The 14,800-nt window shown below is 65.1% G+C and carries 11 protein-coding genes and 1 pseudogene; 5 read left to right on the top strand and 7 right to left on the bottom strand.

Translation table 11 applies throughout. The features are described 5' to 3' along the window. Positions 1 to 3: 3 nt before the first annotated feature. Positions 4 to 417 carry a hypothetical protein gene (locus AC1VVM_RS07905; RefSeq protein WP_482903459.1) on the bottom strand — a complete coding sequence of 138 codons (414 nt, stop codon included), beginning with the start codon at positions 415 to 417 and terminating at the stop codon, positions 4 to 6. A gap of 257 nt (positions 418 to 674) precedes the next feature. On the opposite strand from AC1VVM_RS07905, the gene AC1VVM_RS07900 reads away from it, so the two are divergent. The 3 genes from AC1VVM_RS07900 (at position 675) to AC1VVM_RS07890 (ending at position 4,017) form a co-directional block, all read left to right on the top strand. Further along, the gene (locus AC1VVM_RS07900; protein ID WP_132389228.1) at positions 675 to 1,364 is read left to right on the top strand and encodes a carbonic anhydrase; all 690 of its coding nucleotides are present in this window, start codon (positions 675 to 677) and stop codon (positions 1,362 to 1,364) included. Then, a complete protein-coding gene (locus AC1VVM_RS07895) occupies positions 1,361 to 2,890 on the top strand; it encodes a SulP family inorganic anion transporter (protein WP_482903458.1) in 1,530 nt (509 codons plus the stop codon). The genes AC1VVM_RS07900 and AC1VVM_RS07895 overlap by 4 nt, the downstream gene beginning before the upstream one ends. A gap of 269 nt (positions 2,891 to 3,159) precedes the next feature. After that, a complete protein-coding gene (locus tag AC1VVM_RS07890; protein WP_482956281.1) occupies positions 3,160 to 4,017 on the top strand; it encodes a TorF family putative porin in 858 nt (285 codons plus the stop codon). Here AC1VVM_RS07890 and AC1VVM_RS07885 read toward each other — a convergent pair. Then, positions 3,930 to 4,754 carry a glycosyltransferase gene (locus AC1VVM_RS07885; protein WP_482903456.1) on the bottom strand — a complete coding sequence of 275 codons (825 nt, stop codon included), beginning with the start codon at positions 4,752 to 4,754 and terminating at the stop codon, positions 3,930 to 3,932. The genes AC1VVM_RS07890 and AC1VVM_RS07885 overlap by 88 nt on opposite strands. Here AC1VVM_RS07885 and AC1VVM_RS07880 point away from each other — a divergent pair. Continuing rightward, positions 4,753 to 4,884, top strand: coding sequence for a hypothetical protein (locus AC1VVM_RS07880; RefSeq protein ID WP_482903455.1), 132 nt, complete (start codon positions 4,753 to 4,755; stop codon positions 4,882 to 4,884). The two genes, AC1VVM_RS07885 and AC1VVM_RS07880, sit on opposite strands and share 2 nt — an antisense overlap. Beyond that, positions 4,881 to 5,333, top strand: a pseudogene (locus AC1VVM_RS07875) (sugar transferase); the annotation flags it as partial. The gene AC1VVM_RS07880 and the pseudogene AC1VVM_RS07875, both read left to right, overlap by 4 nt. 8 nt (positions 5,334 to 5,341) lie before the next feature. On the opposite strand, the gene glgX reads toward AC1VVM_RS07875, so the two are convergent. The 5 genes from glgX to AC1VVM_RS07850 are packed head-to-tail and all read right to left on the bottom strand — an operon-like array spanning position 5,342 to position 14,512. Then, on the bottom strand, positions 5,342 to 7,156 hold the full coding sequence (glgX, locus tag AC1VVM_RS07870; RefSeq protein WP_482956280.1) for a glycogen debranching protein GlgX: 1,815 nt from the start codon (positions 7,154 to 7,156) through the stop codon (positions 5,342 to 5,344). Next, positions 7,153 to 8,610, bottom strand: a complete 1,458-nt coding sequence (gene glgA, locus AC1VVM_RS07865; RefSeq protein ID WP_482903453.1) for a glycogen synthase GlgA — start codon at positions 8,608 to 8,610, stop codon at positions 7,153 to 7,155. The genes glgX and glgA overlap by 4 nt, the downstream gene beginning before the upstream one ends. Before the next feature lie 22 nt (positions 8,611 to 8,632). Further along, positions 8,633 to 9,892: a glucose-1-phosphate adenylyltransferase gene (glgC, locus tag AC1VVM_RS07860; protein WP_132389170.1), complete on the bottom strand. Its 1,260-nt coding sequence runs from the start codon at positions 9,890 to 9,892 to the stop codon at positions 8,633 to 8,635. Between the two features lie 49 nt (positions 9,893 to 9,941). Further along, positions 9,942 to 12,116, bottom strand: coding sequence for a 1,4-alpha-glucan branching protein GlgB (glgB, locus tag AC1VVM_RS07855; RefSeq protein ID WP_482956337.1), 2,175 nt, complete (start codon positions 12,114 to 12,116; stop codon positions 9,942 to 9,944). A 14-nt stretch (positions 12,117 to 12,130) separates the two neighbouring features. Next, entirely contained in the window at positions 12,131 to 14,512 is a 2,382-nt protein-coding gene (locus AC1VVM_RS07850; protein WP_482905172.1) for a glycogen/starch/alpha-glucan phosphorylase, read from the bottom strand. Positions 14,513 to 14,800: the final 288 nt, after the last annotated feature.

Below are 14,800 nucleotides of genomic sequence, written 5' to 3'. Positions count from 1 at the left end.
TCCCTAATTCTGATCAGGCTCAGACCATGTCGCAGAAACGCTGTCGACAAACAGCGTAATAGCATCGGGTAGGTCGGACGATGGCGGATGGGGCAATACTTCTGCCCTCCCCTTGACCGTTGCCATTACCCGATCCTTGGCATGTTCGATCTTATATCCGACCAAATCCACCACACCGCTGTCAGTTTCCGCAACATCGATCGCGTTTTTGCCATCGACAAGAATAGTGACGGGCTTTTCACAACCGATTTGCCGCGCCTCGAAGGGCCCATCGACGCTCAGAGCGACGATTTCGATCGATATCTCGATCTCTCGACCTTCGAATTGCTGGGCCCGCGACGGATCAAGACAGATTTCAGGGCCGACTTGCCCCATTCCGGCCAGCAGCAACAATGCGGTAGCGTCAACAAGAGGCATGCCCCAACCTAGGCGGAGCATGGGATGTCGGCAACCGGCAATGCTGCCCGTTCCCGAAACACCAAAGCGCCGGACGACCCTCCGCCCACCAGCTCTCCAAACACGACCAACCCACACCCTGCTGCACCGCAGCAACATTTCCTGACAAACCCGCACGACGGCCGAAAACGACTGGCCATACCTTACCAACAAGCCCCGCGCCGTACGTTCCCCACCCCTGACGTGCGCGGGGCGACCTGTTTGGAAAGGTTACGAAAGTGAACGAGCTGATCGGACGCGTCTTCCATTTCGAGAAGACCATTTTCCCCGCCAGCAGCGAGCTGTTCGGCAAACTGACGAGCGAGGGGCAGGAGCCCAAGGCGCTGATGATCTCGTGCGCCGATTCGCGAATCGTGCCCGAGCAGATCATGCAGGCCCAACCCGGCGACCTGTTCGTCTGCCGCAACGCCGGCAACATCGTGCCGCCCTATTCGACGCTGAACGGCGGCGTCACCTCGACGGTCGAATATGCCGTCGCCGCGCTCGGCGTGCGGGACATCATCGTCTGCGGCCATTCGGATTGCGGCGCGATGAAGGCGCTCAGCAATCCGGCCGGTCTAGAAACGATGCCCAATGTCGCGGCATGGCTGAAGCACGGCGCCGCCGCTGAGCACATCGTCACCACCTGCCACGGCGAGCTTGAGGGCAAGGAGCGCGTGCGCGCGATCAGCCTTGAGAACATCATCGCCCAGATCGCCCACTTGCGCACGCACCCCGCCGTCGCCGCCAAGATCGCGCGCGGCGAGATGACGCTGCATGGCTGGTTCGTGGACATCCACGCCGGTCAGGTCCTCGGCCTCGACGGCGATACCGGCCAGTTCGAGCCGCTGCGCGAAAATGCACCGCTGCCGGTCGCGCTCCATGCCCGGACGCGCATCGCCACCGAATATGCAGAGGCCGCCGAATGACGACCCTCACCGAAACCCGGAGTGGGCCTTTCGCCCACTTCGCCCGGGATTTCACGGCCTCGATTGTGGTGTTCCTGGTGGCGATGCCGCTTTGCATGGGCATCGCCATCGCCTCCGGCGTGCCGCCCGAAAAGGGCCTCGTCACCGGCATTATCGGCGGTCTGGTCGTGGGCCTACTGGCGGGATCGCCACTTCAGGTGAGCGGCCCGGCGGCGGGTCTTGCCGTGATCGTCTTCGAATTCGTGCGCGAGCATGGGCTTGAGGCGCTCGGCCCGGTGCTGCTGCTGGCGGGCGTGTTCCAGCTTATTGCCGGAGCCTTGCGCCTTGGCGGCCTGTTCCGCGCGATCAGCCCGGCGGTGGTCCACGGCATGCTGGCGGGTATCGGTGCACTGATCGTGATCGGTCAGTTCCACATCCTGTTCGACCAGAAGCCGATGTCCAGCGGGCTGCAAAACATCGCGATGATGCCCGCCCGCATCCTCGGGCTCGATCCCGGCAACATGGCCTCCACCGAAATGGCGGTGATGCTGGGCGTGCTGACGATGGCGGTGATGGTCGGCTGGGAGAAGCTGCGCCCGAAGAACCTCGGCCTCGTCCCCGGCGCGCTGCTGGGCGTGATGGCGGCCACGCTGGTCGCATGGACCATGGGGCTCAACGTGGCGCGTATTGCCGTGCCCGAATCGATCGGCGCTGCTTTCGCGCTGCCGACCAGCGCGAACTGGTTCGCCCCGCTCGCACAGCCGGCGCTGATCGTCGCCGCGCTGGCCATCGCCTTCATCGCCAGTGCCGAAACGCTGCTTTCCGCCGCCGCAGTGGACCGTATGCATGACGGCGTGCGCACCCATTACGACAAGGAACTGCGCGCGCAGGGCATCGGCAACCTGCTCTGCGGCGTGTTCGGCGCCCTGCCGATGACCGGCGTGATCGTGCGCAGTTCCGCCAACGTGCAGGCCGGTGCCAAGACTCGTCTCTCGACGATCCTGCACGGCGTCTGGATCCTGGCCTTCATCGCTCTGCTGCCCTGGCTGCTGCGCGAAGTGCCGATGGCGGCGCTGGGCGGCGTGCTGGTGGTGACCGGGTGGAAGCTGGTGAACCTCAGCCATGTGCGGCACCTGTTCCATGCCTATGGCGCGTTCCCGGCGGTGATCTGGGCGGTGACGTTCGTGCTGGTGGTGACCACCGACCTGCTGACCGGCGTGCTGGTGGGTCTGGCGCTGACCATGGTCGAACTGCTGCCCCATGCGAAGAACCTGCGCCTCAAGGTGCAGGAGCATGACAACGACGAGCATACCCGCCTCGAACTGGGCGGCGGCGCGACGTTCCTGGGCCTTACCCGCCTGAACGCGGTGCTGGAGAAGCAGCCCGACCACAAGCCGGTCCACCTCGACCTGCATCAAGTCAAGGTGATGGACCACACGACGGCGGAGACCATTCGAGAATGGCTCGGCCGCCGCCGCCAGAGCGGCCAGACCGATAGGGTCACCGGCCCCGAGGCGATCCTGCGCCCGCTGCCGCAAATGGCCTGAACGGACAACACATAGACGGCGGGCTCCTCACGCACCGCCTTCCCTTGCCGGGCGGCCTTTCCCATTCGGGCCGCCCGGTCTTTTCTTTGTCCGACGCCCTCGTCAGGTTTCGTGGAAACACTTTGTCACGCAGCGGCAAGCCATCGGACAAGGCCGGCCGGTAAGCAGAGGGTTCCGGCACGAAACGGCCCCGCCACGCATGCGGCGGCCGGCTGCCGGACGCAGGCAGGAACGCGAATAATCAATCGAAACATGAGGGCGTTCCGATCATGAATTACCGTCTTGCCAAGGGCCTGCTGGGCCCTGCTTCGCTGTTGATGGCCGCCGCCATGTGCGCCGCTCCTGCCATGGCGCAGGAGGAAGCACCCGGCGCGATCACCGTCTCGGGAAGCGCTGCGCTCGTCACCGATTACCGTTTCCGCGGCGTCTCGCAGACCGACAAGGAAATGGCCGTTCAGGCCGGCGCCACCGTCACCCACCGCAGCGGGTTCTACGTCGGCACCTGGGGTTCGAACCTCTCCGGCTGGGGCACTTTCGGCGGCTCCAACATGGAGCTGGACCTGATCGGCGGCTACTCCACCGAAGTCATGAGCGGCGTGAAGCTGGACGTCGGCCTCACCTGGTACATGTATCCGGGCGGCGCCAGCGATACCGACTTTGCCGAACCTTACGTGAAGCTCTCGGGCGATCTCGGCCCGGCCACGGTGCTGGTCGGCGTGGCTTATGCGCCGAAGCAGCAGGCGCTGGGCAAAGTCTACGCCAGCGGAGCGGACTATGCGGACGGTATCGGCCGCCCCGACGCCAAGTCGGACAACTTCTACATGTGGGCGGACGCCGGCGCCGGCATCCCGGGCACGCCGCTGACAGTGAAAGCCCACCTCGGCTATTCGAACGGCAACTCCGGCCTTGGCCCCAACGGGACGAGCGTGGCGCCCACCGGCGAATATCTGGACTGGCTGATCGGCGCCGACGCGGTGTTCGGCCCGGTCACGTTAGGTGTCGCCTATGTCGATACCAACATCTCGAAGTCGGAAAGCGCCTATCTGCTTCCCAACTTCTCCTCGACCAAGAACGGCTCCTCGATCGCCGGGTCGACCGTGTTGTTCTCTGCCACTGCGGCGTTCTGAGCCGGAGGTCCGCACCGGGCCAGCCATGCCGCGAAATCGGCATGGCAGCGCTCGGCGCCGAAATGCTCTGCGACCGCACGCCGCGCCGCCTCCCCCAGCGCGCGGCGCGCCTCGCGGTCGGCATCGAGAGCGATGACGGCATCCGCGAAGTCCTCGGCCTCTGCGGCGACGCGCACGGCGCCCGAGCAGATCGCCTCCACCCCCTCCACGGTAATCGGAGTGGCGACCACGGCCTTGCCCCCAGCCATCGCCTCCACCAGCTTGATCTTCAGCCCCGACCCGAACGTCAGCGGCGAGATCACCACCGAAGCGCGGGCGTAAAGCGGCGCCAGATCGTCGACCAGTCCGAGCAACCTTATGCCCGGTCGCTCGCCCGCTGAAAGCCCGCGCGCCACCGTTCCGGCCACGTCGAGTACGACGCCCGGCCGCGTCGCCCTCACGCGCGGCCAGACCTGCTGGCAGAACCATTCCAGCCCGACGACATTGGGTGCCGTATTGCTGCCCACGAACAGCAGCCGCCCCTCCTCCCCAGGTATCGCCGCCGCGACCGGCTGTGCCGCCATCGGCGTAAGGATGGCCTCCACGTCCGGCACCTCACGCAAGAGGAAGTCCGCCTCGGCCGCCTGAATGGCCAGCACGGCATCGGCGCGCGCAAGCATCGCCACTTCGGCATCGCGATCGACCAAGGCGACCGAGTCCGCGCCGCCCCCCGCCCGCGCATGAAACAGGTCATGCATGACGATGGCCGTCGGCACGCCACAGGAAGGCGCTGAACAGGCCCGCATTGTCGAAGTGCCGCCGGCATCGGCCGATACCCCGACGCAACGGGCGGCCCCACGCGTCTGGGCCGAGCTTTCGACATCGTGATCTCCTCGCTGGCGATCCTGGCCCTGCTGCCGCTGATCCTGCTGACCGCGCTCGCTATCCGCTCCTCAGGCAATGGGCCTGTGCTGTTCGTCCAGCAACGCGTCGGACATGGCGGGCGGCCTTTTCCCTGCTTCAAGTTCCGCAGCATGGTCAGCAACGCACAGGATGTACTCGAACGGCTGCTCGTCGAGTCGGAGGAAGCGCGGAGCGAATGGGCCATGGATCAGAAGCTGCGCCGCGATCCACGCATCACGCCGGTGGGCCGGTTTCTGCGCAAGAGCGGCCTCGACGAACTGCCGCAACTGTTCAAAGTCCTTGCCGGGCATATGAGCATCGTCGACCCGCGCCCGATCATTGCTTCGGAAATTCCGCGTTACGGCCATCGCTTCGATGCCTATTGCTCGGTCAAGCCAGGGCTGACCGGGCTGCGGCAGGTGAGCGGGCGCAACGCGGTTTCCTACGAGGCCCAGGTCCGCCGGTCCGTGACGCTGCGGGCATCGCGGTCGATCATGAATGAGCGGTGTGCGCCGCCCAGCCCGATGGGCGAACTCCAGCCCAGCCAGCTTTCGCCGGGCCGTTCCCAGTCCGCCACGGTCATGCTTTCGCCGCTCCGCGTCTGCCATGTCCCGAGATCGTCAAAGCGCTGGAACGATTCCAGGTTCTCCGCCCGCGCGGCGGCAAGCGCGGCCACGTAGTCTTCCAACTCGCGGTCGCGCCGTTCCCAATCGACCCAGCCGATAACGTTGTCCTGACAATAGGCGTTGTTGTTGCCTTGCTGGCTCCGCCCGAACTCGTCGCCCGCCGTCAACATGATCGTGCCGGTCGAGGCGAACAGCGTGCCAAGCATCGCCATGATGTCCGCCTTGCGCGCGGCGAGGATTTCGGCGTTCTCTGCCACGCCCTCCACGCCGTGGTTCCAGCTGAAGTTCTCTCCGTGCCCGTCGCGGTTCTGCTCGCCATTGGCCCAGTTGTGGCGGGTCTCGTACGACACCGTATCGGCCAGCGTGAAACCATCGTGCGCGGCCAGAAAGTTGACCGAGCGGCAGACCGCGTCCGGCCCCACTGGCCCGAATATGTCCGACGATCCCGCCAGCCGTGTCGCCAGCGTGCCGATGCCGCCGTCGCCGCGCCAGAAGCGACGGACATCGTCGCGATAACGGTCGTTCCATTCGAGGCAGTTCGCCGGGAATTTGCCGAGTTGATAGCCGCCGGGACCGACATCCCACGGCTCCGCGATCATGACGCGGGTGGAAAGCACCGGATCGGCGGCGATTTCGGCGAAGATCGGCGCGGCGGGATCGAAGCCCGGCCCGCGCGCGAGGACCGGCGCCAGATCGAAGCGAAAGCCATCGACACCGCAGGCCGTGACGAAGTGCCGCATCGCATCGAGCACCAATCGCCGCACCTCGGGATGGGCGAAATCGAGCGTGTTGCCGCACCCCGTGTCGTTGATGAGCGCGCCATCCGGGGCATGGGCATAGGCCGCATTGTCGAGCCCCCGCAGCGAGATCACGCCGCCCGCCACATCGCTTTCGCCTGTGTGGTTGAACACCACGTCCAGCAATACGCCGATCCCTTCGGCATGAAGCGCGGCGACCGTATCGCGCAGTTCGGCAATGCCGCCCGGGCAAAGGCCGGGATCGAGCGCCATCATCGCCACCGGATTATACCCCCAGGCATTGACGAGCCCGAGCGGCGGCAAGTGGCGCTCGTCGATCCAGGCAACCACCGGCATGAGTTCCACGGCCGCGACATGCAGCTTCTTCAGATGCGCCAATACCGCCGGATGCGCGAGCGCGGCGACGGTGCCGCGCACGGGCTCCGGAACATCAGGATGCAGCTTCGTGAAAGCGCGGACATTGACCTCGTAGACAAGGCCGCCGGGCGTGAAATGCACCGGCTCGGGCGTGACTGGCGGCCGCAGCGGGGGCACCACGGCGCGGGGCACGATATCGGCGGTGTCCTCGCCAAAGATCGTCAGCCGGGGATCCTGCACGAAGCGCCGGTCCAGTTCGACCGCGCGCGGATCGACCAGCAGCTTGGCCGGGTCGAACCACAACCCGCGCGAGGGCGCCCATTCACCAGCGGCGCGGTAGCCATAGTGGAGACCCGTGCAATCGCCCGGCAGTTCAATCGTCCAGTCCGGCCCCTGCCGGGTCATTGCATGGCGCGTTTCGTCCGGCCCATCGAAGCAGCAGAGCCAGACGCTGTCGGCCAGCGGCGAGCGGACCGTGAAGCGGGTTCCGCCCTGTCCGACTGCGGCCCCGCTCATCCGGCCAGCTTGTGATAGAGCCTTGCGTAAGCCGCCCCGCTCGCGCTCCACGAGAAGTCCGCCTTCATCGCATTGCGCTGGAGCATGCTCCAGCTTTCGGGCTCGTGCCAGAGTTCGAGCACACGGGTCAGCGCGGCAGCCATGGCGTCATAATGCACTCCGTCGAACTGTACGCCGGTGGCGACGCCTGCCGCCAGCGCTGCCGGGTTGGCGTCGATCACGGTATCGGCAAGACCTCCGGTGCGCGCCACCACGGGGATGCAGCCATAGGCAAGGCCGTAGAGCTGCGTCAGCCCGCAGGGTTCGAAGCGGGAGGGGATCAGGATCGCATCGCCGCCGCCCTGCATGCGGTGCGACAGGTCTTCGTCATAGCCGAAGCGCAGGCCGATCCGCCCCGGATGGCGGGCAGCGCCTTCGCGGAGCTGGCGCTCGATGGAACGGTCTCCGGCGCCCAGCAGTGCCAGCCTGCCGCCGATGCCGGCAAGGTGGTCCAGCACTTCGGGCAGCACGTCCATGCCCTTCTGCCAGGTGAGACGGCTGACGGCGATGAACAGCGGGCCGTCGTCCTCGTCCAACCCGAATTCCACTTCCAGCGCGCGCTTGTTGGCCTTGCGCTTGTCCAGCGTGCGCGCCGTGTAACGGGCGGCGAGTACCGGGTCCGTCGCGGGGTTCCACAGTTCGGTATCGATGCCGTTGAGAATGCCGCTGACGGCATTGCCACGCGCGATCACCAGCCCTTCGAGCCCCATGCCGAAATTCGAGGAGCGGATTTCGCGCGCATAGGTAGGGCTGACGGTGGTGACGGCATCCGCGCAGGCCAGCCCCGCTTTCAACATGCCGAGGCCGCCGTGGTATTCCACGCCGTCCATCGTCCACGCCGCTGCGGGCAGGCCGACGCTGGGGAATATCTCGGCGCCGAACCAGCCCTGAAACGCCATGTTGTGCACCGTAACCACAGAGGGCACCCGGCCGCTTTCGCCGCCCAGTGGCGCGAAGCGCAGATAGGCGCAGGCCATGGCCGCCTGCCAGTCATGCGCATGGAGCACGTCATAGCGCTGAGGCTTACCCTTGCTGACCACCGCCCCGCCCGCGATATCGGCAGCGGCACGGCCGAAGGCGGAAAAGCGCCGCCAATTGTCGCCCCAGTCGCGCCCGGCTCCGTCGGTATAGGGCGCGCCGTCACGGGTGAAGAGCGCCGGGGCATCGAGCACCAGCAGCGGATAACCGTCGATCTTCGCCGAAAGCAGCCGCGCCGGCACGCCCAGCAGCGATTCCCAGGTATGGACCGCCTTGGCCCGGCCGATCGCCTTCAGCACCGAGGGATAGCCCGGCAGCAGCGTGGTCACTTCCACCCCGTTTGGCGCGAGCGCGGCTGGCAAAGCCCCGGCAACGTCGGCCAGACCGCCAGTCTTGATAAGGGGAACCGCTTCGGATGCGACCGACAGAACCTTCAACTATCTATCCTTCTTCGGCCGATCAGAGTTCCAAACGCTCGATCATGCGCTTGGTGATCAGGCATACGCCATTGTCGGTGCGGCGAAAACGCTGCCCGTCCAGAACGGGGTCTTCTCCCACCACCAGTCCTTCGGGGATGCGCACGCCGGAATCGATGATCACCCGGCTCAGCCGCGCGTGACGACCGATGTTGCAGTAAGGCAGGATCACCGCTTCGTTGACGGAAGAGTAACTGCCCATCTTCACGCCGGTAAACAGCAGCGAGCGCCGCGCCAGCGATCCGGAGACGATGCAGTCCTGACTGATCAGCGAGGAGATTGCCTCGCCCCGCCGCCCTTCCTCGTCATGCACGAACTTGGCAGGCGCGGCGACGACGGTGTCGGTCCAGATCGGCCAGTCGCGGTCGTACATGTTGAGCTTGGGCACGGTGTCGGTGAGGTCGAGGTTGGCGTCGAAATAGGCGTCCACGGTGCCGACATCGCGCCAGTATTCGCCGATTTCCTCGGCCGCGCGTATGCAGGAATTGGTGAAGCGGTGGGCCTGCGCCTTCCCGTGCTTGACGATGTAGGGGATGATGTCCCCCCCGAAATCGCGCTTGGAATCGGGTTCGGCGGCATCGCGGCGGAGTTGTTCGAACAGGAACTCCGTATCGAAGACGTAGATGCCCATGGAGGCCAGGCAATTGTCCGGATCGCCGGGGATCGTCGGCGGATCCTTCGGCTTTTCCAGGAACGAGGTGATGACGTCGTCCTTGTCGACATGCATCACGCCGAACGCAGTCGCCTCCTTCTTCGGCACGACGAGGCAGCCCACGGTAACATTCGCGCCGGAGTTGACGTGCTGTTGCAACATCAACTCGTAGTCCATCTTGTAAATGTGGTCGCCCGCCAGGATCACCATGTACTTGGGGCTGTACGATGCGATGATATCGATGTTCTGGAACACCGCGTCCGCCGTGCCCTCGTACCACAGCATTTCGGAAATGCGCTGGCTGGCGGGCAGAATGTCGAAGCTTTCATTGCGTTCCGGCCGCATGAAGTTCCACGCGCGGTTCATATGGCGGATCAGGCTATGCGCCTTGTACTGCGTGGCCACGCCGATGCGGCGGATGCCCGAATTGATCGCATTGGACAGCGCGAAATCGATGATGCGGCTCATGCCCCCGAAATAGACCGCCGGCTTGGCACGATTGTCGGTCAATTCGGCAAGACGACTGCCCCTCCCTCCCGCGAGCACATAGGCCATGGCGTCGCGTGCAAGCGGCGATCCGGAGGTACGCATCTCAATCACTCTCCCTTGCAGACAGCGGGCCCGACGGTGGGCCGCATCCTCAGTCTTCGAATTCCAGCATGATGGTCGACAGCGGCGGCAGCGTGACGGTGGCGTGGCCATCGGCAGCCTTGACGGCACCCAGATTGCCCTTGCCGCTGCCGCCGTAAGTCAGCGCATCGGTGTTCAGTACTTCGTTCCAAGTGCCCGCCAGCGGCAGCGGCAGGCGATAGCCGGTCAGCAGCGCCGGGGTCATGTTGGAGATAACCGCGATGGGCTTCGCATCGGGCGTTTTGCGCAGCCACGCAAAGACCGAGTTCTCGGCATCGTCCACCACCAGCCATTCGAACCCGTTGCCATCGCAATCGCCGGCGTGGAGCGCGGGTTTGGTACGGTAGAGCGCGTTCAGGTCCTTCACCAGATTGCGCACGCCTTCGTGCGCCGGAGCATCGCGCAGTTCCCAATCGAGCGCGCGTTCCTCGCTCCATTCGCGGCGCTGGGCGAATTCCTGCCCCATGAACAGCAGCTTCTTGCCGGGATAGCCCCACATCATGCCGTAATAGGCACGCAAGTTGGCGAACTGCTGCCAATCGTCGCCGCTCATCTTGCCCAGCAGCGATCCCTTGCCGTGGACCACTTCGTCATGGCTGAGCGGCAGCACGTAGTTCTCGCTGAAGGCGTAGGTCAGCCCGAACGTGATGTCGTTATGGTGATAGCGACGATGCACCGGATCGCGGCCCATGTAGCGCAGCGTATCGTGCATGAAGCCCATGTTCCACTTGAAGCCGAAGCCCAGTGCACTGGCGCGCTTCCCATCGTCCACTTCGTAAGCGGGTTGCGTCACCCCCGGCCATGCGGTCGATTCCTCGGCAATCGTGATGACGCCGGGATGCTGGCCGTAAAGCGCGCGGTTGACGGCGCGCAGGAAGTCCACCGCCTCCCAGTTCTCTCGGCCACCCTGCGCATTGGGGATCCATTCGCCTTCCTTGCGCGAATAGTCACGGTAGAGCATCGAGGCGACGGCATCCACGCGCAGCCCGTCCACGTGATAGCGGTCCGCCCAGAACAGCGCGTTGTTGACCAGAAAGCTCACCACCTCACGCCGGCCGAAGTTGTAGATCAGCGTATTCCAGTCCGGCTGGAAACCCATGCGCGGATCGGCATGTTCGTAAAGCGCCGTGCCGTCGAAGCGGACGAGCCCGTGCTGGTCGGTGGGGAAATGCGCCGGCACCCAGTCGAGAATGACGCCGATCCCCGCCCGGTGCGCACCATCGACGAAGCGCGCGAAGCCCGCCGGTTCGCCGAAGCGCGCGCTGGGCGCATAGAGCCCGGTGGTCTGGTATCCCCATGACGGATCGTAGGGGTGCTCGCTGATCGGCAGGAATTCGATATGGGTGAAGCCCATCTCCACCACATAGGGGATCAGCCGATCGGCCAGATCGTCCCAGTTGAGGAACCAGTTGAACCGGTCACGCTGCCACGAACCGGCGTGAACCTCGTAGATCGAGACCGGCACCTTGCGCGGATCGACTTTGGCCCAATGCGCGCGGTGCGCCTCGTCCCCCCAGTCCAGCTTGGCCGGGTGCGCGGTCATCGAGGCAGTGGCCGGGCGGATTTCCGACATAAAGGCGAAGGGATCGGCCTTCAGCGGCTGCTCCGCGCCGTCCGCGCCGATGATGTGGTACTTGTAGGCGCGATAGTCAGCGATGTCGGGGATGAAGATTTCCCACACGCCGATGTCCTTGCGGTCGCGCATGACATGGCGGCGCGGATCCCAGTCGTTGAAATCGCCGACGACGCTGACCAGCCGAGCATTCGGCGCCCAGACCGCGAAGTGGACGCCGCCCGCGCCCTCATGCGTGATGATATGCGCGCCCAGCTTGTCGAACAGGCGGAAATGCGTGCCCTGCGCGATCAGCAGATCGTCGAGCGGCCCCAGCACCGGCCCGAAGGTATAGGGGTCTGTAACCAGCCATTGATGCTGCCCGTCCGAACAGCGGTAGCGGATCGGCTGCGGCTTGGCGATCAGGCGGCCTTCGAACAGGCCGCGATCGTCCACTTTGCCCAGCATGCCCAGCCGCCGCCCGCCCAGGCTGAACGCCTCGACATCCTCGGCCCCGGGCAGGATCGCGCGGACGAAGGTGCCGTCAGGTCCGGGCAGCACGCCCAGAAGCGAAAACGGGTCGACATGAACGCCTTGAAGGAGAGCTTCTATCGCACTTTCCGGTGGTTTCAGACTGTCCCTTGGCGTCACAGAACCTTCCAGATCTCTCTCGCATATTCGGCGATTGTCCGGTCGGACGAAAACCACCCGACATTCGCAATATTGCGTATCGTTGCCGCGCGCCAGCGTGAAGTATCTTCCCACCAGGCATCAACCGAACGCTGCGCGGCGGCATAACCGTCGAAGTCGGCCGCGCACATGAACCAGTCATGGTCATAGATGCCGCCGATCAGATCCTTGTAACGATCGGGGTCATCGGGAGAGAATACGCCCGAGGATATGGCGGTCAGCGCCTGACTCAACTCACGTGATCCGTCGATGACTTCGCGGGGATTGTAACCGCTGGCGCGTTTCTGGGCCACTTGATCGGCAGTCAGGCCGAAGATGACGATATTGTCGTCCCCCACATGGTCCTTGATCTCGACATTGGCGCCATCGAGCGTGCCGATGGTCAGTGCACCGTTCAACGCGAACTTCATGTTGCCGGTTCCGGAGGCCTCCATGCCCGCGGTCGAAATTTGTTCGGACAGATCCGCCGCCGGGAAGATCCGCTCGCCCAGACTGACGTTGTAGTTGGGCACGAAGACCACCTTCAGCAGCCCGCCCACCGAAGGGTCGGCATTGACGCGCCGCGCGATGTCGTTCGCCAGTTTGATGACCAGCTTGGCGTTGTGATAGCTCGGCGCCGCCTTGCCTGCGAAGATCTTCACGCGCGGCACCCAGTCCCGCTCCGGATGGCTGCGGATCTGGTCGTAGAGCGCCACCGTCTCGATCAGGTTGAGCAGCTGCCGCTTGTATTCGTGGATGCGCTTGATCTGCACGTCGAACAGCGCATCGGGATCGAGCCGCACGCCCATGGTCTTCTTGATATAATCGGCCAGCGCCACCTTGTTGGCGCGCTTCACTTCGGCCACGCGCTCACCCAGTTGCTTGTCGTCGGCATGGGCGTTGAGGTCGGACAGCTTTTCCGCGTCATCCAGGAAGCCGTCACCGATGGCGTCGCGAATCACGCGGGTCAGGCCCGGATTGCACTGCTGCAACCAGCGGCGGGGAGTTACGCCGTTGGTCTTGTTGTTGATCCGCGTCGGGTAAAGGCGGTGGAGATCGGCGAAGACCGTCTCCTTCATTAGTTCGGTGTGCAGCGCGGCCACGCCGTTCACCGAATGCGATCCCACGAAGGCGAGGTTCGCCATGCGCACGCGCCGCTCGCCGCCCTCGTCGATCAGAGAGATCGCCGCGATCTGCGCATCGTCGCAGCCCGCCTTGCGTGCTTCGCGCAGCACGCGGCTGTTGATCGCGTAGATGATCTGCATGTGGCGCGGCAGCATCCGCTCGAACAGCGGCAGCGGCCAGGATTCCAGCGCCTCGGGCAGCAGGGTGTGGTTGGTGTAGGAAACCGTCTGGCGGCACAAGTCCCACGCCTCGTTGAACTCAAGGCCGTTTTCATCGACCAGCAGCCGCATCAGCTCCGCCACCGCGACCGAAGGGTGCGTGTCGTTCAGCTGGATCGCCACCTTCTCCGGCAGCGTGCGGATATCGCCTTCGTACTGGACGTGGCGGCGCACGATGTCCTGGATCGAGGCGGCGGTGAAGAAATACTCCTGCCGCAGCCGCAGTTCCTGACCCGCAGGGCTGGAATCGGCGGGGTAGAGCACGCGCACCAGACTGTCCGCCCGCACCTGCTCCGCCAGCGCCCCGAAGTGGTCGCCAGCGTTGAAGGCATCCAGCTTGATCGGGTCGAGCGGGCTGGCCGTCCACAGCCGCAGCGTGTTCACGCGCTTGCCGCGCCAGCCGACGATGGGCGTGTCGATCGCGGTGGCCTCGACCTGCTCGGCCGGATGCCAGAACACGCCCTCGCCCTCTGCCACCACTTCGCCGCCGAAGCCGATGCGGTAGGTGCTTTCCACCCGCTCGAACTCCCACGGGTTGCCGTGGGCCAGCCATGTCTCGGGCAGTTCGACCTGCCAGCCATCGTCGACGCGCTGGCGGAACATGCCGTTCTTGTAGCGGATGCCGTAGCCGTAGGCCGGGATGTCCAGCGTGGCGAGGCTCTCCATGAAGCAGGCCGCCAGACGACCGAGTCCGCCGTTGCCCAGCGCCGCATCGGGCTCAAGCTCCTCCAGCGCGGCAAGGTCCAGCCCGTGCGCGGCCAGCGCCTTCTCGAACTCGCGCGTCATGCCCATGTTCGAAAGCGCGTCGCGCAGCAGGCGACCGATCAGGAACTCCATCGACAGGTAATAGACCCGCTTGCCGCCCGTATCGTACGTGCGGCGCGTGGATTCGAACCACTTGTCGATAATCTTGTCGCGCAGGGCCAGGATCGACGCGGTGTACCAGTCGTACTGCTTGGCCGCGCGCTCGTCTTTGCCCACGCGGTTGCGCAGCACGCTGACGATGTGCTTGTCCATCTCGGACGGGGTTTGCACGGACGCAAGGGGGCCCGCATCGGAAACGGAACCGGAAGTGTCTGACACAGGATCGGTAGCCACGGGCACACTCCTGAACGGGCCGACCGCCGGACAGAAAATCGCCAGACGGCAGCAGTTTACGTCATCGTCAGGATGCCTGGCTGCGCAAGCATCCCTATCCCTTCCCGACTTCCTCCCCCCCATGGCTAGCACAGCGTTGCAGAGCGGCAAGAGCCATTGTGCGCTGCCGCAAAAAATTCGCCAGCCCGCCGCGCCGATGCTATAGCG

This window comes from Novosphingobium sp. BL-S-33, from assembly GCF_056857025.1.
The sequence above is the reverse complement of the archived record's forward strand: the minus strand, read 5'-3'. Positions and strand labels throughout refer to the sequence as shown.

Excerpts from the sequence above, each read along its gene's own strand:
- glgX (WP_482956280.1), bottom strand. The coding sequence starts at position 7,156 with ATGAGCGGGGCCGCAGTCGGACAGGGCGGAACCCGCTTCACGGTCCGC.
- AC1VVM_RS07895 (WP_482903458.1), top strand. The coding sequence starts at position 1,361 with ATGACGACCCTCACCGAAACCCGGAGTGGGCCTTTCGCCCACTTCGCC.
- glgC (WP_132389170.1), bottom strand. The coding sequence starts at position 9,892 with ATGCGTACCTCCGGATCGCCGCTTGCACGCGACGCCATGGCCTATGTG.
- AC1VVM_RS07890 (WP_482956281.1), top strand. The coding sequence starts at position 3,160 with ATGAATTACCGTCTTGCCAAGGGCCTGCTGGGCCCTGCTTCGCTGTTG.
- AC1VVM_RS07850 (WP_482905172.1), bottom strand. The coding sequence starts at position 14,512 with ATGGACAAGCACATCGTCAGCGTGCTGCGCAACCGCGTGGGCAAAGAC.
- AC1VVM_RS07905 (WP_482903459.1), bottom strand. The coding sequence starts at position 417 with ATGCCTCTTGTTGACGCTACCGCATTGTTGCTGCTGGCCGGAATGGGG.
- AC1VVM_RS07885 (WP_482903456.1), bottom strand. The coding sequence starts at position 4,754 with ATGCATGACCTGTTTCATGCGCGGGCGGGGGGCGGCGCGGACTCGGTC.
- AC1VVM_RS07880 (WP_482903455.1), top strand. The coding sequence starts at position 4,753 with ATGACGATGGCCGTCGGCACGCCACAGGAAGGCGCTGAACAGGCCCGC.